The organism is Agrobacterium tumefaciens (genome assembly GCF_005221325.1).
Taxonomy (GTDB): domain Bacteria; phylum Pseudomonadota; class Alphaproteobacteria; order Rhizobiales; family Rhizobiaceae; genus Agrobacterium.
The window spans coordinates 63448-81400 of sequence record NZ_CP039890.1 but is presented as its reverse complement, the minus strand read 5'-3'; the positions used below and the strand labels follow the sequence as shown (position 1 = coordinate 81400).

General features: G+C 57.5%; 20 protein-coding genes and 2 pseudogenes. 4 read left to right on the top strand and 18 right to left on the bottom strand.

Going from position 1 to position 17953, the window contains the following annotated elements; genetic code table 11:
* Positions 1–12: 12 nt before the first annotated feature.
* Together CFBP5499_RS25855 and CFBP5499_RS25850 are read right to left on the bottom strand one after the other, a co-directional pair.
* Positions 13–861 (bottom strand): alpha/beta fold hydrolase, encoded by an 849-nt coding sequence (locus tag CFBP5499_RS25855; RefSeq protein ID WP_080830445.1) that lies wholly within the window; start codon positions 859–861, stop codon positions 13–15.
* Between the two features lie 47 nt (positions 862–908).
* Positions 909–1733, bottom strand: a complete 825-nt coding sequence (locus CFBP5499_RS25850; protein ID WP_080830444.1) for an oxidoreductase — start codon at positions 1731–1733, stop codon at positions 909–911.
* 108 nt (positions 1734–1841) lie between these two features.
* On the opposite strand from CFBP5499_RS25850, the gene CFBP5499_RS25845 reads away from it, so the two are divergent.
* The gene (locus CFBP5499_RS25845; RefSeq protein WP_020808326.1) at positions 1842–2705 is read left to right on the top strand and encodes a LysR family transcriptional regulator; all 864 of its coding nucleotides are present in this window, start codon (positions 1842–1844) and stop codon (positions 2703–2705) included.
* Between the two features lie 67 nt (positions 2706–2772).
* Here CFBP5499_RS25845 and CFBP5499_RS25840 read toward each other — a convergent pair whose 3' ends face one another.
* The 7 genes from CFBP5499_RS25840 to CFBP5499_RS25810 form a co-directional block, all read right to left on the bottom strand.
* Positions 2773–3069: a chorismate mutase gene (locus tag CFBP5499_RS25840; protein WP_022557133.1), complete on the bottom strand. Its 297-nt coding sequence runs from the start codon at positions 3067–3069 to the stop codon at positions 2773–2775.
* A 41-nt stretch (positions 3070–3110) separates the two neighbouring features.
* On the bottom strand, positions 3111–3695 hold the full coding sequence (locus CFBP5499_RS25835) for a DUF308 domain-containing protein (RefSeq protein WP_080830443.1): 585 nt from the start codon (positions 3693–3695) through the stop codon (positions 3111–3113).
* A 275-nt stretch (positions 3696–3970) separates the two neighbouring features.
* Positions 3971–4747, bottom strand: coding sequence for a molybdopterin-binding protein (locus CFBP5499_RS25830; protein WP_080830442.1), 777 nt, complete (start codon positions 4745–4747; stop codon positions 3971–3973).
* Complete coding sequence (locus CFBP5499_RS25825; protein WP_031233276.1) at positions 4744–5598, bottom strand: cytochrome b/b6 domain-containing protein; 855 nt, start codon at positions 5596–5598, stop codon at positions 4744–4746. The genes CFBP5499_RS25830 and CFBP5499_RS25825 overlap by 4 nt, the downstream gene beginning before the upstream one ends.
* 110 nt (positions 5599–5708) lie before the next feature.
* Positions 5709–6335 (bottom strand): hypothetical protein, encoded by a 627-nt coding sequence (locus CFBP5499_RS25820; protein ID WP_020808321.1) that lies wholly within the window; start codon positions 6333–6335, stop codon positions 5709–5711.
* A gap of 66 nt (positions 6336–6401) precedes the next feature.
* Complete coding sequence (locus CFBP5499_RS25815; RefSeq protein ID WP_080830441.1) at positions 6402–6992, bottom strand: TetR/AcrR family transcriptional regulator; 591 nt, start codon at positions 6990–6992, stop codon at positions 6402–6404.
* Between the two features lie 55 nt (positions 6993–7047).
* Positions 7048–7875 (bottom strand): oxidoreductase, encoded by an 828-nt coding sequence (locus tag CFBP5499_RS25810; protein ID WP_080830440.1) that lies wholly within the window; start codon positions 7873–7875, stop codon positions 7048–7050.
* 93 nt (positions 7876–7968) lie between these two features.
* Between CFBP5499_RS25810 and CFBP5499_RS25805 the strand changes: the two genes are divergently transcribed.
* Positions 7969–8880: an AraC family transcriptional regulator gene (locus CFBP5499_RS25805; protein WP_080830439.1), complete on the top strand. Its 912-nt coding sequence runs from the start codon at positions 7969–7971 to the stop codon at positions 8878–8880.
* A gap of 51 nt (positions 8881–8931) precedes the next feature.
* On the opposite strand, the gene CFBP5499_RS25800 is transcribed toward CFBP5499_RS25805, so the two are convergent.
* From CFBP5499_RS25800 to CFBP5499_RS25780, 5 genes are all read right to left on the bottom strand, one after another.
* Positions 8932–9621, bottom strand: coding sequence for an aspartate/glutamate racemase family protein (locus CFBP5499_RS25800; protein ID WP_080830617.1), 690 nt, complete (start codon positions 9619–9621; stop codon positions 8932–8934).
* Positions 9622–9887: 266 nt separating this feature from the next.
* Positions 9888–10643: an SDR family oxidoreductase gene (locus tag CFBP5499_RS25795; RefSeq protein ID WP_080830438.1), complete on the bottom strand. Its 756-nt coding sequence runs from the start codon at positions 10641–10643 to the stop codon at positions 9888–9890.
* Between the two features lie 88 nt (positions 10644–10731).
* Positions 10732–12150 (bottom strand): MFS transporter, encoded by a 1419-nt coding sequence (locus CFBP5499_RS25790; protein ID WP_080830437.1) that lies wholly within the window; start codon positions 12148–12150, stop codon positions 10732–10734.
* An 80-nt stretch (positions 12151–12230) separates the two neighbouring features.
* A complete protein-coding gene (locus tag CFBP5499_RS25785) occupies positions 12231–12764 on the bottom strand; it encodes a TetR/AcrR family transcriptional regulator (protein ID WP_080830436.1) in 534 nt (177 codons plus the stop codon).
* A 159-nt stretch (positions 12765–12923) separates the two neighbouring features.
* Positions 12924–13304, bottom strand: a complete 381-nt coding sequence (locus CFBP5499_RS25780; protein WP_080830435.1) for a winged helix-turn-helix transcriptional regulator — start codon at positions 13302–13304, stop codon at positions 12924–12926.
* Between the two features lie 46 nt (positions 13305–13350).
* Here CFBP5499_RS25780 and CFBP5499_RS25775 point away from each other — a divergent pair, with 46 nt between their 5' ends.
* Positions 13351–14160, top strand: coding sequence for an SDR family NAD(P)-dependent oxidoreductase (locus tag CFBP5499_RS25775; RefSeq protein WP_080830434.1), 810 nt, complete (start codon positions 13351–13353; stop codon positions 14158–14160).
* A 45-nt stretch (positions 14161–14205) separates the two neighbouring features.
* On the opposite strand, the pseudogene CFBP5499_RS25770 reads toward CFBP5499_RS25775, so the two are convergent.
* Positions 14206–14445, bottom strand: a pseudogene (locus tag CFBP5499_RS25770) (alpha/beta hydrolase); the annotation flags it as partial.
* Positions 14446–14516: 71 nt separating this feature from the next.
* Here CFBP5499_RS25770 and CFBP5499_RS25765 point away from each other — a divergent pair.
* Positions 14517–15736, top strand: a protein-coding gene (locus tag CFBP5499_RS25765) for an IS3-like element ISRm1 family transposase (protein ID WP_130932597.1) whose coding sequence is annotated in 2 segments (ribosomal slippage) — positions 14517–14853 and positions 14853–15736 — 1221 coding nt in all. Because the reading frame shifts where the segments join, the coding sequence is not laid out codon by codon here.
* A gap of 26 nt (positions 15737–15762) precedes the next feature.
* Here the strand turns inward: CFBP5499_RS25765 and CFBP5499_RS25760 are convergent.
* The 3 genes and pseudogenes from CFBP5499_RS25760 to CFBP5499_RS25750 all read right to left on the bottom strand — a co-directional run.
* A pseudogene (locus tag CFBP5499_RS25760) lies at positions 15763–16527 on the bottom strand (alpha/beta hydrolase fold domain-containing protein); the annotation flags it as partial.
* Between the two features lie 193 nt (positions 16528–16720).
* A complete protein-coding gene (locus CFBP5499_RS25755) occupies positions 16721–17368 on the bottom strand; it encodes an NrsF family protein (RefSeq protein ID WP_080830432.1) in 648 nt (215 codons plus the stop codon).
* The gene (locus tag CFBP5499_RS25750; protein WP_080830431.1) at positions 17361–17933 is read right to left on the bottom strand and encodes a sigma-70 family RNA polymerase sigma factor; all 573 of its coding nucleotides are present in this window, start codon (positions 17931–17933) and stop codon (positions 17361–17363) included. The genes CFBP5499_RS25755 and CFBP5499_RS25750 overlap by 8 nt, the downstream gene beginning before the upstream one ends.
* Positions 17934–17953 lie beyond the last annotated feature (20 nt).

The following is a 17953-nucleotide window of genomic DNA, read 5'->3' as shown; positions in this document are numbered from 1 at the left end:
GCATCGCAGAGTTCACTTGGCCTTGAGGAAATCGATGAGAGCAGCGGCCACTTCATCCGGGCGCTCGTCCGCCACATAGTGACTGCAGCGGGCAATCGAGCCGCCAGTTACATCTGTGGCGAACTCCCTGAGCATCGCGACCATATGAGCACCGAAACGCTGCTCGCCGCCGAGACCTAAAACCGGAATCCGGAGCGGTTGTTTTTTGTATTCAAGCGCGGCCGCATGGTCGGCGGTCAGTGTGCGGTACCATTCCATGCCACCGCGCGTGCGACCAGGAAGTGCCATTGCTTTCGCATAAATGTCGATATCTTCAGGATTAAAGGTGCTGTGATCGTAAAACCGCTCCGCCATGAATGTCGAAACATAGTCATGTTCGCGGCCATAAATCAGGCGTTCCGGCAGATCCCGATTAGCATGGAACGCGAAGTGCCAGATCTTTGCCGTCGTCGCCTCCCACTGGCTCCAGCCAGGAAGCGGAACATCGAGGACGGCAAGGTGAGTAACTGCATCTCGATAGATAGCGGCCTGCGGAAGCGCTACCATTCCGCCGATATCATGGCCGCATACGGCATAACGTTGATGCCCAAGGGCAATCATGACCTCATGCGCGTCGCGCGCCATCGTCGCCTTGTCGTAGCCGTCAAGCGGGCATTCGGAAAAGCCTGCGCCGCGTAGATCAATCGCCACCACGCTGAACTGCTCCGCCAGCAGCGGCATCACATGGTGCCATTCCCACCATGTTTCCGGCCAACCGTGAAGCAGAAGGATCGGGGGGCCGGAGCCGCCCGTGACGGCATTGATCTTGATGCCGTTCACCGGCACCAATTGCTGGGTAAACCCTTTCAATGTTGGGATCATGATGACTTTCCAATCGATGTGACGTTCAAGCAGAGCTAGCGATCAGATCAGGGCTGATCGAAATCGGTGGCAATCGAGATGTCGCGCCAGGTGTCGATATCGCGGCGAAACGAAGCCAGCTTTCGCTCAGCGATTGAATGCGCGACGGGCCCAAGCGGCAGATGAAGCGGGGCATTATCGGCGTCGACCGCCTGCAGGATCACTGCAACCGCCTTGTCGGGATCCCCTGCTTGATTGCCGTTGTTGGTTTCCCGATAGTGCCTGCGCGAACTCGCGGCGTATTCCGGCATCTCGTTGGCCGCCATCGTGATCGAACGGCCGAGGAAATCGGTGCGAAACGGGCCAGGCTCGACGATCAGCACACGGATGCCGAACGGCTTCAGCTCACCGGCGAGCGCCTCGGAAACCCCTTCGACCGCAAACTTGGCGGCATTGTAGTATGCTGCGCCGCCGCTGCCCGCGATCCCTGCGCCGGACGACATATTGACGATCATTCCGCCCGAACGTCGCAAGGTCGGCAGCGCTGCTCTGGTGGTTTCGATAAGACCGAAAACGTTCACCTCGAACATCGGTCGATATTCTTCCGGCGTGCCTTCCTCGAGCGCGCCAAACAATCCGTAGCCGGCATTGTTGATGAGGACGTCAAAGCCGCCGAATGTCTCGACCGCCTTAGCGACTGCGGCTTTGACTGCCGCCACATCCGTCACGTCGAGCGGCAAGGTGATCATGCGGCCGCCGAAAGGCTCAGCCATTTCTTCGATCGAGTTGACGTTGCGGGCAGTTGCGACAACCTGATCGCCTCGCTGTGCCGCAGCGATCGCCAGCCGTTGTCCGAAGCCGCTCGAGCAGCCTGTGATGAACCATGTTTTCATGATGTTTCTCCGCTTGCTTTCAGAAGATGACTTGAATTTAGATGTTTATATTTGTACTTGAAGTGACAGTTTTGTATTTTCACCGTTCACTTTTGTAAGGGCGCGGCCGTGGAGTGGAGCGACGTAAAAATCTTCCTTGCGATTGCGCGATCCGGCACGCTCGGCGGTGCTGCGCGTGCTCTTCATACAAGCCATCCGACCGTCGGCAGACGGCTGCGTGCCCTTGAGGATGCCATCGGCCACACGCTCTTCCAGCGGACCGCGGACGGTCTCGTGCTTACCGAGGAGGGCCATGGGATCATCGCCCTGGCAGAGCAGATGGAAGAAGGCGCGCTGGCCATGGAGCGCCGGCTCGCCGGGCAGGAGCAAAACCTCAAAGGCAATCTGCGCATCTCATCGGCAGACTGGTTCGGGGCCTATGTCCTGCCTCCCATCGTGGCGGATTTCTCGAAAGCCTACCCCAATGTAGACGTCGAGATCCTGACGGGCACCCGCCTGTTCAACCTCGCCCAAAGAGAGGCCGACGTTGCCTTTCGCATCGTTCCGTTCGACACTGCCGATGTCATTCAGCGGCGGCTCTTCAGGCTCGAATACGGCGTCTACATCGCCGAGGAGTCGCCTGACCCTAAATATGGCGACGGGACTGGTTTCCGTCTGATCACCCACGACACTTCGACAGGGCAATTCCCCGACATAGCCTGGCTCGCCGAGAGTTTTCCGAACGCGAGACCCGTTCTGCGATCAAACAACCGAAACGTTCAGGGGCGAATGTGCAGGCAGGGCGTTGGGATCGCCGTCCTGCCCCGCGCGGTAGGCAATCAAATCCCGGGTATCCGCAGACTAGAACTACCCAAGCACCCGCCGGCGCGAGACATCTGGATGGGATATCACCGCGACCTGCGACGTCTTCAGCGTCTTCGGGCGTTTATCTCGGCCGTCTCGGACCACATCACAAATGCCCCTGCATGGTAAGCCGCGCGAAGAAGATCGATTCTCCCCGCCGATCCCCGGCTGCGGTAGGACAGCCGCCACAGACAACTTACTTGCTGGCCGCAATCTCCCTGTGCCGCTCCACCACAGCGCCCACGATCATTGTCATCAGCCCTTCGACGAAGTGCCGACTGAGGCCAACGTCATTGGCGATACTCATCACTCGATCCAATTGGCGTCGCTCTCGCTCATTATCGACCGCCGGCAACGCCTGTTCGGCTTTCAAGTGGCCGACATGCTCGGTACAGCGAAAGCGTTCGGCCAGAATATAGAGGAGAGCGGAATCCAAATTGTCGATGGTCCTCCGGTAGGAAGCGAGTTGCTGTGCCACATCATCTGTCATCATTTGAATATCTTCCAAGTCGTTTCGTAGGCGCGAGGTAGAGCTTATGAGATGGGATGCATACTGCGACGCGACAGGGCGATCGTCAGCCAAATTGCCGAAACCAGGAAGTAGAATGCGCCGACGCCAGCGTAGCCCGCAACCGTGGCGATAGAAGGCTCCTGAGGCCTTTGCGCCTGAAAGATGAAGAGAGCACCGGCCACAGAGGATTGGGCTCCGCTCAAAATCATCACCCACTGACCTCCACTCGTTCTCCAGCGCCGCACGGCAGTTCCAAGCTGCAACAGCCCTGAAAAGATCGCCCATAGACCGAAGGCGCCGAGAACCCAGTTCATGTTCATTGTCAACGCCAGAACCACGGCTATCGTCATAACCGAGCTCGCGGCGACGTTGATCGCTTGGCTCCGGTTGGCGGCAAGACCACCGCTCCTCGCGGCATCGATAACGTTGGCGACTGCATCCCAAGCGGGGTAAATGATCAGCAGTGCGGCAGCCACCGCAAAGGAATGTTGTCCTGCCGTCAACGCAGTCGCGACCCACAGCGATGAGAAGGCCGCTCTGGTAAAGTAATACTGCTTGAGCCACTGGTCGTTGCCGCGCGCGGCACGGGAGGTCTGGTTGTTCGACATCGTTTTCTTTCACTTTCTGAACTGGTTGTTTAATGGTTCGCGCAAGCGTCGTCAGATGAAGGCTAAATGCTTGCCCAAGAGGGTGTTCTCCTCCCATTCAGTACGGCGGATCCGATCGCTTTGCCGGAGAGTTTCCCGGCTGACATTTCGGGACTATCGAGGTCCTGGCCGTCGCGAGAAGAAACCGTCGTCCCGCCGCCGTGGGCAACGCTTGATGCCCATGCCTTTCCGAAGGCTCATGGATTGTTTTCCTGTGGTTCACCATTTCGATTACCTCAGATGCCGGCGTACCACTCGTAGCCACGGTCTTCCCAATAGCCGCCGTTCCCACCCCACAGCCCGGCGAAGCTGTCGACCAGTTCGATGCGCATGATGTATTTTGCCTGTTTGTAGCCAAGTTGTCGCTCGACCCTGAGGCGCAAGGGCGCGCCGTGGCCGACGCTGAGATCCTGGCCGTTCATCTGGTAGGCGAGGATGGTTTGAGGATGGGCCGCATCGATGAGATCAATGCTCTCATAGTAACGACCGCTTCCGTCGAGCGTCTTTTCGAGTTCGTCGGCACAATGCAATACGACGTAGCGCGCCGTTGGCTTGACCCCGGTGAGGCGCAACAGGTGGGAGAGCGGGACGCCTTTCCATTTACCGATCGCACTCCAGCCTTCGACGCAGTCATGGCGGGTAATCTGGGTGCGGAAAGGAAGCGCCTTCAGACCAGCGAGTGAAAACGTCTGAGGTCGATCAACAAGACCGTCGATCTTCAGTCGCCAGTTTGCGAACTTGCCTTCCAGCAGCTCCGCATATTCATCGCTGTCGGGAGCACTCGTTCCATTGACACGGAAGGAGGGGGAAATGTCCTTTTCGTCAAACTCGCGCGCCAGTGAATCGCGCCCCTGAAGCAGTCTTTGGGCTTTTATGGTCAGATGCTCAGCTGAGCGAAGGACTTTTGCGACGTCTGCGTTCTGGTCCAAGAGGTCGCAACCCGAGAGAGTAAGGGCGCTGGCCCCGAGCGTGCCGCCGATGAGAAAGCGGCGTCGGGTGAAAAGCTTGCTCATGATTTCGGGCCTTTCTCCTGGATCGCATAGCGTCCGGTGATCATCGAGCGGATGTTGTTCCAGGTCCCGGACAGGACTACCATTGCCACATGCACGACAACGAAGATGACAAGCGCCGACGCTGTGATGAAGTGGATGGTGCGCGCGGACTGACGTCCGCCAAAAATCTCGATCAAGGCGGGCAGAGCGGCATCGACGCCCGGTGACATGGTCAGGCCTGTCAAAACCATCAGAGGCAGGAGGACGACAATAACGGTGAGATAGGTGAGCTTTTGAAGCGCGTTGTAGTGCCTGGCCTCCTCGCCTTCTGGAAAGCGGAGCCGAGCGTGGTCGAGGATTTCGCGGCCGAGGTGGCGCGGCGAGATCTCATGAGGCTTTGGCGCCAGGTCTTTGCGGAAATGTCCGCTGAGCACGCTGAAGCCGAGATAGACAATGCCGTTGATCACAAGCAGCCAGGCGAAGAAGAAATGCCAGCGACGTCCGGCGGCAAGATCCTGGAATGAAGGGATGGTTGCCCAGGAGGGAAAAGCGCGTGAGACCTGTTCGCCATCAGCCTGAGAAACGCCAAGCACGCCCGTCGTGGGGATCTTCAACCCGGCAACACGTACGAAACCGCGCGGCTGACGGCCGCCGTCATCGGAGCCTATTGTCAGAACGGCGGGATCGCCGTTCGCGCCATAATGACCCCAATAAAGCTCTGGGTGGGCGTTGAAGATCTGCAGCCCGCTCAAAAGAAGGAAACTCAGGCAAAGCACGTTCAGCCAGTGCGTGACACGGGTCACAACCGAGTGCCGGCGGATAAAGATCGTCCGTGGATATTCAACATTGTCGTTGGAAGCGTTTGCGCTCATCTCAGCGTCTTTCATCGTTGACATTTTACGGCTGCAGATCAGGCGTCGCCGATTTCTAGTCACTGGCCGAAGCAGTAAGGCGGCTGCTCCGGCCAGTGGCGGCGTGGTCTTCACATAGGGGGAACCACGCCATTCCTGCCGACGACCACCTGGTGGGCGATCGGGCCTGTTGCAGCTTTTTCAGCTGTGATGAAGACCACGGCACCAGGAACGAGATCATCCTTGGTGGCCGCGGCGATGGTCACGACCGGTGTCCCATCCGGAATAGCGATCTTCTTTTCCTTGCCATGATAGGTCACGGTGACAGTCCGGCCATCGACGCCTTTAACGGCATCCGCGACCGTCGCATTGGTCATGCTGCTGTCCGGCTTCAGATCCCAACCGTAGCTCCCCTCGCCTGTGCCTTTCATTGCCGGAGGGAAAATCAGGACCTCAAGTGCGCCATCGCCACCATCGGCCTTTGGTAGGGATGCAATGCCGACAAAATCGCCCGGCTTGATGTCGGTGACCTTGGCATTCGCGACGCCTGCCAGCTTCCAGTCGTCTGCAAGCGCGACGTCCATTGTCTCCCCTTCGCGGGTCTTCACTTTGAGCGTCGACCCCTGGTAGTCGACGATGCTCCCGCGGACATGGATCGGCGCGGCTTTCTTATCCTCGGCAGATGCGGGTGCCGAAAGGACAGTCACAGAAAGGATGCTCGTCAGCCCGAGGGCTAAGGCTGGGAAAGTATTTCTCATTTTATCTTCCTACTAGTTGGTAGTTTCGATGGACGCAATTCACCCGAGTAGCCTTGCCACGCAGGATTAGTGAGAAACCGTCGGCGTGAGACGATCGAGGGCAGGTTCAAGTATCATTGAGAACACTTCCGGCTTCCCATTGGCTCTCGCCGAAAGCATTGCCCCGTATATGGTGGCCAGAAATGTTTCGGCTTCAACATGCGGCGCACTGGTAAGACTCAGTTCGCCCTGCTTGGAACCGCGTTCCATGACCGAAGTCAGCCACGAGGAGATGAAGCGAAAAAAGTTCGTCACCTCCGTTGCGACTTCCGTCGGGAGGGATGGCAGTTCACTGGCAAGCATAGCACAGACACAATAGGGTCTGCTGGCATCCTCAATGCATGCGGCCCAGTGGTTTGCATAAGTCTTGAGGATGTCCAGAGCATTCGGAACCTTCTGCTCAAGGATTGCCACGCTTGCCTGGCCATCCTCTCGATAACGCTTAACCAGCTCACGCACCAGATCGACCTTGCTGGGAAAATGATGATGGATGCTGGCCTTGCGGATACCAACAATCTCCGAGATATCGGCGTAGCTGAAGCCATTGTAGCCGCCGCTTATCAGAAGGTGTCGGGTGGACGCCAGAATGTCGTCCGAGGTGGTCGAAAGATTACTCATGCAGCTTGTCTACCTTCTAGTAGGCAGATCGTCAATAGCAAATTTTGGGTTTGCGTTAGCCGTCTGTGGAAACAGTCACGCTCTTCCAAGCTTCGATTTCCTGGGTCAGGCGTTCGATCCGCGCCGTTACATGTCTAAGCGCGTCGCTGCCAAGGAGAAGTTGCGGCGGGGGATTTTCAGATTCGATGAGGGTCAGCACCGCGTCGGCGAGCTTTTGCGGATTTCCGAGCTGCTTGCCGCTCACTGCCTGACGCGCCTCGCGGATCGGATCAAACAGGGTATCATAGTCAGCAATGGAACGCTCTGTGCGGACCATAGAACGGCCTGCCCAGTCCGTCCGGAACGAGCCGGGGCAAAGGGTTGTTACGTGCACACCAAACGGCGCCATTTCCGACCGCATGACCTCTGAAATACCCTGCAACGCGAACTTGCTGCCGCAGTAATAGGCGATGCCGGGCATGGTGATCATGCCTCCCATCGACGTGACGTTGACGATAAAGCCGCTTCGGCGCTCACGGAACCTCGGGAGGAACGCCTTGGCGACTGCAACGGCGCCAAACACATTCACGTCGAACTGGCGGCGCATCTCCTCGATCGGCGATTCCTCAAGCACACCCTCGTGCCCATATCCGGCATTGTTGATCAGCACATCGACTGGGCCATGCTCTTCCTCCGCTCGCCGCACCGCGACCGGAACACGATCAAAATCGGTGACGTCGCAGAGGACCGGGCGCAGTTCCGGGAGGGTCTTTGCCAGCGCTTCGCGCGAGGCTTCGGAGCGGATGGTCCCGATGACGGTATGACCGGCTTCGATTGCAGCAGTGGCGATCGCCAGCCCAAAACCTGAGTTCGCCCCTGTTATGAAAAACGTTTTGCCCGACATTTCTGAAACTCCTTGATTACCCGTTGATGTGACAGATAATCTGGAGACAACGCGGGTTCGATTGCGAATCCTCTTAGAGTTTTGCCAATTCCTATGAACTGTAAAATGTCGCCCTCTACACATGACCAGTCTGCCGCCTTGGCCGGACAACTCGCTCCTCGTCATGGCTACAACCAGACCGGGCTCGGTTGTGTCCGCATCCTACGCACGGAAGCAGTGCTGAATGACATTCCGGTTCTTTATAAGCCGGGCGCCGTGTTCGTATTGCAGGGGAGCAAACACGGAATTCTGGACGGGGAAATCTACCTCTATGACGAGCACCACTATCTTGCCGTTTCGGTGCCCGTCCCCTTTAGGATGACATCTACAGCCAGTCCACGGCGGCCACTGCTCGCGGTCTATTTAGAGTTCGACATGCAGATGGCGGCCGAGATCGCCACGCAGCTCGAAAAGCTCGCGGGTCCTGCAAGCGTCAAGCCAAAAGGGCTCTTCTCGAGTAGGATGGACAGCACTATCGAAGACGTCCTGCTGCGCTTGCTGACGGTGCTCGGCAGTCCGGTTGAGGTCGCCGTCCTTGGCGGCTCCATCCTGCGTGAGTTGCATTACCGGGTCATGTCAGGGCCGCAGGGCGGCGCAGTGATCGCCGCCCTGCAGCGGAAAGGGACGTCGGGAAAACTGGTCGAGAGCCTGGCATGGCTGCGCAAAAACTACGGCTCTGAAATCACCGTCGCGGACCTTGCCAGAGCGGTGGGCATGAGCGTTCCTTCCTACCATGTCCATTTCAAGGAGCTGACAGGCTCAAGTCCGATGCAATACGTGAAGGCGATGCGGCTCCATGAAGCGAGACTGATGATCGCCCGCCAGACGGCGACAATTGCAGAGGTGGCGGCGTCAGTGGGCTATGTCAGCCCGGCGCAATTCAGCCGCGACTTCAGACGGCATTTCGGGCGTACCGCATCGGAAGAAGCGAAGTGGGTCAGGCATCACCTGGGCGAACAGGTTTGACCATTGCCCCTCACCGTTATGACGATCGATCGACCGTCAGAACACAACATGTCATTGTAAAGCGGCTTGAAGGGCGGCTTTGCAATGAATGAGGGTCGTGTCGAAGACGGGAACGCCTACGTTATCCTGGTTTAACAGCATTCCCACCTCGGTACAGCCGAGGATAAGACAGTCGCAGCCTTTGTCAACCAGACGCTGCGCAATCCGTTCATAGGTCAAGCGGCTCTCCTCGCGAACGATGTCGCGGCACAGCTCTTCATAGATAATGCGATGGGTTTCTGTTCGATCATCAGCTTCAGGGATCGTTGGCGACAGCCCCTGAGCGATGAGGCGGTCGGTGTAGAAGGTCTGCTCCATGGTGAAGGCCGTTGCCATCAAACCCGGTCTCCGGAAACCGCGGTCCAGGATAGCGGTTGCAGTCGCGTCCGCGATGTGCACGAACGGGATCGACACCCCGCCCACGATCTTGTCCGCCACTTTGTGCATGGTATTCGTCGCCAGGATGAGGAGGTCGGCACCTCCGCGCTGCAGCGCGATAGCATGTTCATTGAGGATTCGGCCTGCCGCGTCCCAATCGGAGGATGCCTGCAACTTTTCGATTTCGTCGAAGTCGACAGACCGTATGAGAAGCTCGGGAGAATGGAGTCCTCCCAGGCTCTCGCGGGTGAGCCTGCAGAGTTCTCGGTAATAAATCTGGGTTGACGTCGCGGACATTCCGCCAAGTATGCCGATGGTCTTCAAATGCTTCTCCATGTTCATACGTTAGGTCTGTTACCGCTCAACGGGCGCTTGAGCAGAAACCAGGCTACCCATATTTGCTATTTTGGTACGATCGCAACGCAGGAAAACCACCAACGGAGTGGAGAAATCCCTGGATGAAGGCCACCGCCTGCTTCGCCAAATTTACGCGCATAGTACAGCGGAGGGAACTCCGCAGCCCATTCGCGCTTAAATTCCGCGTTATCACCTACAGGACAGAGCGGCGAGGCACCGCCTCGTATCAATGCTCAGGCACTGATGCCGCCATCGACGAGAATGCCTGAGCCGGTGATGTAGGCTGCACCGGGCCCCGCGAGAAAGGCGACGGCCTCTGCGACTTCACTGGTTTTACCGTATCGAGCAATCGAGAGGTTTGGCAGGATAGCGGCTGCGAGCGCGCCATCGGCAGGGTTCATGTCAGTATCAATCGGACCTGGTCGAACCAGATTGACCGTAATTTCCCGAGAGCCCAACTCACGTGCGAGGCCGCGCGTGAAGCTTTCCAGCGCAGACTTGGTCGCGGCATAGACCGCGATCCCCGCGAACGGCACAGCCAGACCCGCGTTGCTGCCGGTACTGATGATGCGACCTCCGTTGGGAATATATTTCAGCGCTGCCTGGGTGATCAGAAAGACACCGCGAACATTGACGTTCAGCTGCAGATCAATCTCCTCAAGTGGCTGCGTGGAAAAATCACTTGCGAAAAGGACGCCGGCATTATTGACCAGAATATCAAGGCTGCCGAGGCGGGCGACGGTCTGCTCGACAGTGGACCTTGCCGCTTCTGTACGCGCGGCATCGGCATGGATGGCGATCGCTTTGCGACCCATGGCGCGGATCTCAGCAACGAGGGCTTCCGCTTTCTCGACCGACTTCTCATAGGTGATCGCAACGTCGGCACCGTCCTCGGCCAGTTTCAGCGCAATTGCCGCACCGATACCGCGTGCCGCACCGGTGACCAGCGCGCGCTTGCCGGCAAGAGGTAGTGTGGAGATGTTGTTCATGGAGATTACCTCTGAATGTTTCTATTTTGCTGGGGAGTTTCACCCCGTTTCCGCGTGATCGGCTGATGATGCGCTGCAATGGCGCCGCTTATCGACGCAACGGTTGGGTCGATGTCAGGCTGACGGAAAGCCATCCCGCGATGAGAAGACAAATGGCAATTGCAACCGCTGCAACGCTGTATGCTTGGCCAATGGATTGAACGTCTGTGGCCGGCCCCAAGATCGAGAAGAACAATCCGCCAACGATTGCGGCTGCCAACGCACCGCCAATCTGAAACATCGAATTGACCAGACCAGAAGCCAATCCTGACTGCGCCCGGTCTACCCTTTGCACGATGCTCTTCACCAGGTTTGGAAGGGCGATCCCCTGCCCCGCACCGATAAAAAAAAGCGCAGCAAAAAGGAATTGCGGAAGGCCATTCGAAATTAAGGCCGCCGTTCCAAACAATCCTCCGGCTTGCAGCACCATGCCGGCGCCAGCGGAAAATCTTCCGAAGACGCTGAGGATGCGCTCGCTTGCAAAAGGACCAAGGACGAAGCCGACAGCCGTAGGAAGGATCGCCAGCCCGGCCTCGAAAGGCGTCCGACCAAGGCCACCCTGCTCATAGACCGAGAATATCAGCCAGAAGGCCGCAAGGGCGTAGAAGAACAAGGCAGCCAGCAGCCCGCGCAGTAGCCCACGGTTTTGCAGCAGGCTAGGTGCAAGAATCGGATCTTTCCCCGTCGATTCCAGATGTTTCTCATGCCGCCAAAACAGGACGAAAAACGGAAGACACGTGGCAAGCATCACGATAAGCCAGATCGGCCACCCCTGCTCCCGGCCCTCGATCAGCGGCGCAATCAGTGCAAATAGCGCAATCGCGATCAACAGTGCTCCGCCAAGATCCAGTTTGCTTGGGTGCGCAGATCGGGTTTCTCGCAACATGACGAAGGCCGACGGCGCAGCGACTGCAATAACCGGCAGGTTGATGAGGAAGATGGCTCTCCATCCAAGACCAAGAACATCAAGCGCAATCAACGCACCACCGAGAAACAGACCAACCATCGATGCCATCCCGAATGTCAGGGCATAAAAGCTGAGGGCTCTTGATTTTTCTTGGTCTGGGAAAATGGCATTGATCGAAGCCAAGGCCTGCGGTGCCATAATTGCCGCTGCAAACCCCTGAAGGATACGGCCGGCGACCAACGCGGCTGGAGACCAGGCAAACCCGCATAAGGCAGATGCGGCTGCAAACCCGACCATTCCAGCCAGAAAGACATTTCGTCGACCATAGAGATCTCCAAGCCTGCCGCCAGTGATAAGCATCACAGCATAGGTGGTGGCGTAACCGGAGATAATCAGCTGCATCGTTGACGCAGAAGCCCTGAAATCTGCCCGGATCGAGGGCAGCGCCACATTGACGATGAAGAAGTCAAGCGGTGGCAAAAAAGCGCCGGTCAAAAGGATGATCAGTGCAATCCAACGACGTGGATCGAGTTTGTCATCGGGATTGCTCGTGTCTATCATAAGTGTCTCCACATCGACCAAAAAATCGATCGACGGTTTGAAATGATAAAAATTGGGAACCTATTGGTTCCAAATTGAAGTTAGCCAAGCGCCTTCAGCGCCAGTTCGACCATGGCCCTCGTCTCAGCGCGATCCGCTCCTGCTTTGGCAAGGACCCGCATGCCCTGAATCTGACACACGAGGAACCTGGCAAGCGTTCGTTCATCCAGCTCGGGATCGGTTTCGCCCAAGGCCTGCGCTCTTATTATCGCCGCCGCATAAAGATCTTGCAGCCGCCTGAACAGCCGGGAAATACGTGGTGCGACCTCTTTATCCTTTGGGAGCATCTCGACAGCTGCAAAGACGACAAAGCATCCACGCAAACCGTCCTGTCCCGATGCTTGATCCACCTGTTGAGAAAAAGCTTCTAAAATCGCGGCTTTGGGCGACGGATTGGAATGAAGCGCTTCACCGACCGAGCGAACCGCGTCCTCAATGTAAGCGTCGAGGGCGCGCAGATAGACGCCTCTCTTGTCGACGAAAGCCTTATAAAAGCTGCCTCTGGAAAGTTTCATACCCTCAAGCAAGTCGGGAAGGGATGCTTCGTGATATCCACGATCCCAAAATACGTGCATTGCTTTTCGAACTGCTTCATCGAGTTCAAATTCTCTAGGGCGACCAACGGACGCGGATATTTGAGTGCGCTTGACCATGGCAAATATATGGGACCATTCGGTCCACAATGCAAGCGATATTTTCGGGATGATGCGCCAAGCGTTCGGCACCCAGGTTAGTTAGCGACGCCGATCGACGGGATAATCCCGAGAGAATTCCCGGACCGCCATCAAAATCGGCATAAGCCCGCGGCCTGCTGAACTCAGCGAGTATTCAACTAGAGGAGGCTGCTCTTGAAAGTCGTGCCGGATTATGAGGCCGTCAATTTCCAGCTCCCTGAGATGTTGCGTTAGCATCTTCTGGGATATCGCAGGTATGTCTCTCATGAACTGCGATGCCCGCAATGATGGTTCGGCGAACAATCGGAAAAGGATCGGCAGTTTCCAACGTCCTGTGATCATCCGAAGCACCCTGCTGACATGAGAGACGGAACCGTCGGCTCCGAGGCATGTCGCCCTGTCCTCGACAGGCACTTTAAAGTGCGTAATTGCCTGTTTCATCGACGAACCTCATATCTGCCGGAGACGATAACACGGATCAAATATCATGGACTTACAACTCCAAAACAAGGTTGCGCTGGTCACGGGAAGCAGCAAAGGGATTGGCGAGGGTGTGGCCAGAGGCCTCGCGAAGGAAGGGGCAACCGTTCTTGTCCACGGTCGCGACAGAATGAAAACGGAGGAAGTCGCGCATGACATCATATCCTCTGGAGGTCGGGCATTCGCGGTAGTCGGTGACCTGACAGTGTCGGATCAGGTCGATCGTCTTGTTAGGGATTCCAAGGCCGCAGCAGGGTCGATCGACATCCTGGTCAACAATGCTGGCGGATCTGCCCCGGCGGAGGATTGGACCTCGACAAACTCTGAAACGTGGGCCGCTGTCTATGACAGAAACGTGCTCGCATCTGTGAGGATCGTCTCGCTCGTTCTGCCCGCAATGAAAGCGTCGCGGTGGGGTCGGATCATAAACATCTCAAGCCTGGCGGCCCTGATGCCGCCTGCAAGTCGACCGGACTACTCTGCCGCCAAAGCGGCCATGATCGCGATGACGGCGTCGCTCGCAAAAGACGTTGCTGCACAAGGCATTACCGCAAACACCGTTTCGCCTGGAACAGTGCATAGCATCAGTTTGGATACCGCTTTCCGTAAGAAAGCCATTGAGAGGGGCATGGCCATCGACGCCCCTTGGAATGACGTAGAGAGAGAAATCCTGCCGTTGTTTGCTCAGGTGCCCCTTGGAAGGGTAGGAACCCTCGAGGAGATTGCGGATGCGACTGCGTTTCTCTCGAGCTCCCGTGCTGGCTATATCACAGGAGCAAACCTCCGACTTGATGGCGGAATGTGGCCAGGGATGTAGCAGGACAACAGAGGGGCAGCGCCAAAACTTTGTGGGTTTCCGGCCTCAGTTCCAGTTTGCCATGACGAACCGGTGGATCTCCGCTTCGAGTTCCTGGTCTTCCGGCGTCCCACCCATGAAGCCACCATGGGGCATAGCTTCGAAGACGTGCAATTCGGTTTCCACGCCAGCTTTTCGCAACGCTCGATGCATCCTCACCGTGTTCGACAGGAACAGGTCACGCGTGCCGGTTTGGAGAAAAGTCGGCGGGAAGCCCCGAAGATCGCCAAAGAGTGGCGATAGATAGTGAATTAGCCCCCGAAAGGCCCGGACATGCTCCCCCACTTAGCTAAGTGGGTAGGAGTAATGTTGGTAATATGACTAGCAGCAATTTTAAGATGGAAGTCCTCTCGGGGCCGGAACGTCGGCGGCGCTGGAGCACGGCAGAGAAGCTGACGATCATCCACGAGACCTATGAGGCGGACGCGACGGTGAGCATCGTCGCGCGTCGACACGGCATCCAGCCGAACCAGTTGTTCGCCTGGCGCAAGCTGGCGTCCCAAGGGGCACTGACGGCGACGGCCGCCGAAGAGGAGGTCGTTCCGGCTTCCGAATACCGGGCGCTTCAGGCCCAGGTGAAGGAGTTGCAACGCCTGTTGGGCAAGAAGACGATGGAGAGCGAAATCCTGAAGGAAGCCCTCGAAATCGCCGGTGGCCCAAAAAAACATCTGTTGCGCTCGCTCTCTCTTCCGAGGGGGATTTTGGAATGAAGACCGTCTGCGAAACTTTGGGTGTCGCCCGCTCGAATATCGCCGCGCGTGCCGCAGGCTCCCCGTCCAGAGCCAGAGGACGCCCGCCTCTACCTGATCGAGAGCTGGTGGAGGACATCAAGGCCGTCATCGCCGATACGCCCACCTATGGCTATCGGCGTGTCCATGCCATCTTGCGTCGGAATGCCCGGAAACTGGGGCGTTCGTGGCCCAATGCCAAGCGCGTCTACCGGGTGATGAAGCTGCACAATCTGCTGCTGGTGCGTCATACCGGAGCGGTCGATGATCGCCTTCACGACGGCCAGGTCGCCGTCGAGCGTTCGAACATCAGATGGTGCTCCGACGGCTTCGAGATCGGCTGCGACAACAAGGAGAAGGTCCGCGTCGCCTTCGCCCTCGACTGCTGCGACCGCGAGGCAATCGCCCATGTCGCCACCACGGAGGGCATCAAGAGCGAAGACGTGCAGGACCTCGTGATCACCGCCGTCGAGAACCGCTTCGGTCGCATCAACATGCTATCCGAGCCCATCGAATGGCTCACCGACAACGGCTCCTGCTTCATCGCCAGGGACACCGCATCCTTGCTCCGCGAGATCGGCATGGAACCGTGCACGACACCGGTGCGAAGCCCACAGTCGAACGGCATGGCCGAGGCGTTCGTCAAAACATTCAAGCGCGATTACGTCTCGGTGAATCCAACCCCCGACGCTGAAACCGTTATCGCTCAACTGCCGTTCTGGTTCGAGCATTACAACAATCTTCACCCGCACAGTGCTTTAGGATATCAATCGCCGCGCGAGTTCATCAGCTCGCAATCTCAAACCTGAGCATGTCCGGTCTTTTGGGGGCAACTCCAGAGTGGCGATAGATAGGGATTGGAAAGATCTGCACCACCAGCGTAGAGCAAGTTGCTTGATCTAAGCGGTAGAGGCAGAACGAGATCAATCATCTGGTTTGTTTTGAAACTGTCGCCCGATTCGGTGAGGTCAACCTGTGGCGACAGCAAGACTAATCTGCTAGGCATTGGCATGCCTTCATCTCTCGCCCGCAGCAGCATGGCAGTCGCGAGATTGCCGCCTGCCGATCTCCCCAGGATGATTACCTTGTCGGGGGAATGACCAGTCAACACATGACGGTACGCGGCCAAGCAGTCATCAAGAGCGGCCGGATATGGATGCTCGGGCGGCATTCGGTAATCGACGCCGTAGCATCGAACGGCATGTTGGTGAGCTTGGCGGCGCGCACTGACGCGACAGGCCTCTCCGCCTCCGAACACCAATGCGCCGCCATGCAGGTCGATGAGTGCGCTACGCTCATGAAATGATCCGTGCGGCGTTGCGACATGGATCGTTGCTTGTTCGACTACGATTGTCTCGACTGTGGACTGCAAACTCTTGGCAAGGTCTTTAGCCGCGGCGGCGTAGTGCGCATCTACTGCGGCTTTCATCATCATCCAGCCTGAAAAATCCTCTGGGGACGGCATTTCGAACCGCGCATTGATAGGGCTACCGTCCTCGTCGACCAAGGGCGACAGTGCCGCTCGCGCTTCGGCGCTGATGGACTGTGGGACCTGAACTATCCGTGAAGGGACGGCTACACTGCGCGGGGAATTGCTCATTTCTTGCTCTGTCATGGAACGAAGCGGCGATGACTTTTTCTCGAACCCCTGGCGCCGGTCTGGCCTGTCGACGTTAGACGATCTGCCCGAGACATGAAATCGCTTCAGATTGGAGGTTGGGTCCGCAGCCGGATGACTGACTGTATCCGATTACTTCGAAGGGAGAACAGCATCTATCACTAAATTGACCCTGCTACCACCTCAACAATTTGGGCCCGATTGAAGCTCCCAGTGCCATTACGCATGCAATGGCGATCGAATACCATACCGCCACAAAGGCGGCGCCATCGTTGAGGCAGGCGATGGTATAGGCGAGACCACCAACGGAACCGGCAAGGAAACCTGCAATAGCGCCTGCCCGGCTGAGCCGCGTGGGCGTTCCGGTTCGCATCGCAAAAAGAATAGCTGCGAGCGCGGGGATCGAAGCCATGATGATAGTCCCCGCGCAATTTAGCACGGAGTAGGTGTGAACTCCAAACAAGGGAAAGCCGCTCCGATCAAACAGAGCTCCGGCAAGCAGGAACAACAGAGCCGGAGCAAGAACGAGAACCGTACGAGACGCCTGGCCCGGCTGGACCACTGTCCAAACAAGCTGAAACCCGCCGGCAGCTACAAGAACCATGCCGATGACTTTGAATAGGAATGTCCATGTCGGCAGTATCTGCAAGAGATCGGAGCGAGGTCCGGCGATCATCACAACGACGCCAGTCGCTGCCAGGATGGAAAAGACCAGCGCGACAGGAAGGACGATCGAGAGGCGGAGCAAAAATGACGAACCTTTACCAGCTTGCGCTGCAAGACCTCGAATAAGATCGTCCGTTGGCTGCCGATTGTCATTCATGCCCGGGGCCTCTTCCCTGTGTTGCCGCCATTAGTCTCTTCAACGATCGATGGAAGGCGACGCGCACCGCGCCCTCGGTGGAACCGATACGCGCCGCGGCCTCTTTGATAGAAGCACCTTCGAGCCCGATGGCTCGGACAGCAGCCTGTTCACCGGGGGGCAAGGCGGAGATTAGTTTTTCGACATCTGCCGGATTGCGTTCAGGATCGATCCCCTCAAATAAGAACAAGCCGGCCCACTGCTCTTCGGTCAAATCGACGCGCATGCGTGCGTCTCGACCCAAGCGCCGGCTGGCGTCAATGATCTTGTAGCGCGTGATTGCGTTCAGCCAGGGAAGCAGAGACCGCTTCGTATCCCATTGGTGGCGACGGGAATGCACTGCTACGAGCACTTCCTGTACGACATCCTCTGCCTCATAGCGACTAAAGCCCATATACCGCAAATGCGTTTCGACGATCCGCCGCACCGAAGCGGCGAACGCCCTGAGAAACGCCTCGTAGGCAGCGCTATCGCCAGTGCGTTCCGCGCGCATCGCTTTCGCCCATTCGTCTTCCCGTGTGTCCATCACTCGTGCTTTCGGTTGGG

Coding starts and splice junctions, on each gene's coding strand:
- CFBP5499_RS25855 (WP_080830445.1), bottom strand. CDS start 861: ATGATCCCAACATTGAAAGGGTTTACCCAGCAATTGGTGCCGGTGAAC.
- CFBP5499_RS25850 (WP_080830444.1), bottom strand. CDS start 1,733: ATGAAAACATGGTTCATCACAGGCTGCTCGAGCGGCTTCGGACAACGG.
- CFBP5499_RS25840 (WP_022557133.1), bottom strand. CDS start 3,069: ATGATGACAGATGATGTGGCACAGCAACTCGCTTCCTACCGGAGGACC.
- CFBP5499_RS25835 (WP_080830443.1), bottom strand. CDS start 3,695: ATGTCGAACAACCAGACCTCCCGTGCCGCGCGCGGCAACGACCAGTGG.
- CFBP5499_RS25830 (WP_080830442.1), bottom strand. CDS start 4,747: ATGAGCAAGCTTTTCACCCGACGCCGCTTTCTCATCGGCGGCACGCTC.
- CFBP5499_RS25825 (WP_031233276.1), bottom strand. CDS start 5,598: ATGAGCGCAAACGCTTCCAACGACAATGTTGAATATCCACGGACGATC.
- CFBP5499_RS25820 (WP_020808321.1), bottom strand. CDS start 6,335: ATGAGAAATACTTTCCCAGCCTTAGCCCTCGGGCTGACGAGCATCCTT.
- CFBP5499_RS25815 (WP_080830441.1), bottom strand. CDS start 6,992: ATGAGTAATCTTTCGACCACCTCGGACGACATTCTGGCGTCCACCCGA.
- CFBP5499_RS25810 (WP_080830440.1), bottom strand. CDS start 7,875: ATGTCGGGCAAAACGTTTTTCATAACAGGGGCGAACTCAGGTTTTGGG.
- CFBP5499_RS25805 (WP_080830439.1), top strand. CDS start 7,969: ATGAACTGTAAAATGTCGCCCTCTACACATGACCAGTCTGCCGCCTTG.
- CFBP5499_RS25795 (WP_080830438.1), bottom strand. CDS start 10,643: ATGAACAACATCTCCACACTACCTCTTGCCGGCAAGCGCGCGCTGGTC.
- CFBP5499_RS25790 (WP_080830437.1), bottom strand. CDS start 12,150: ATGATAGACACGAGCAATCCCGATGACAAACTCGATCCACGTCGTTGG.
- CFBP5499_RS25785 (WP_080830436.1), bottom strand. CDS start 12,764: ATGCACGTATTTTGGGATCGTGGATATCACGAAGCATCCCTTCCCGAC.
- CFBP5499_RS25780 (WP_080830435.1), bottom strand. CDS start 13,304: ATGAAACAGGCAATTACGCACTTTAAAGTGCCTGTCGAGGACAGGGCG.
- CFBP5499_RS25775 (WP_080830434.1), top strand. CDS start 13,351: ATGGACTTACAACTCCAAAACAAGGTTGCGCTGGTCACGGGAAGCAGC.
- CFBP5499_RS25755 (WP_080830432.1), bottom strand. CDS start 17,368: ATGAATGACAATCGGCAGCCAACGGACGATCTTATTCGAGGTCTTGCA.
- CFBP5499_RS25750 (WP_080830431.1), bottom strand. CDS start 17,933: ATGGACACACGGGAAGACGAATGGGCGAAAGCGATGCGCGCGGAACGC.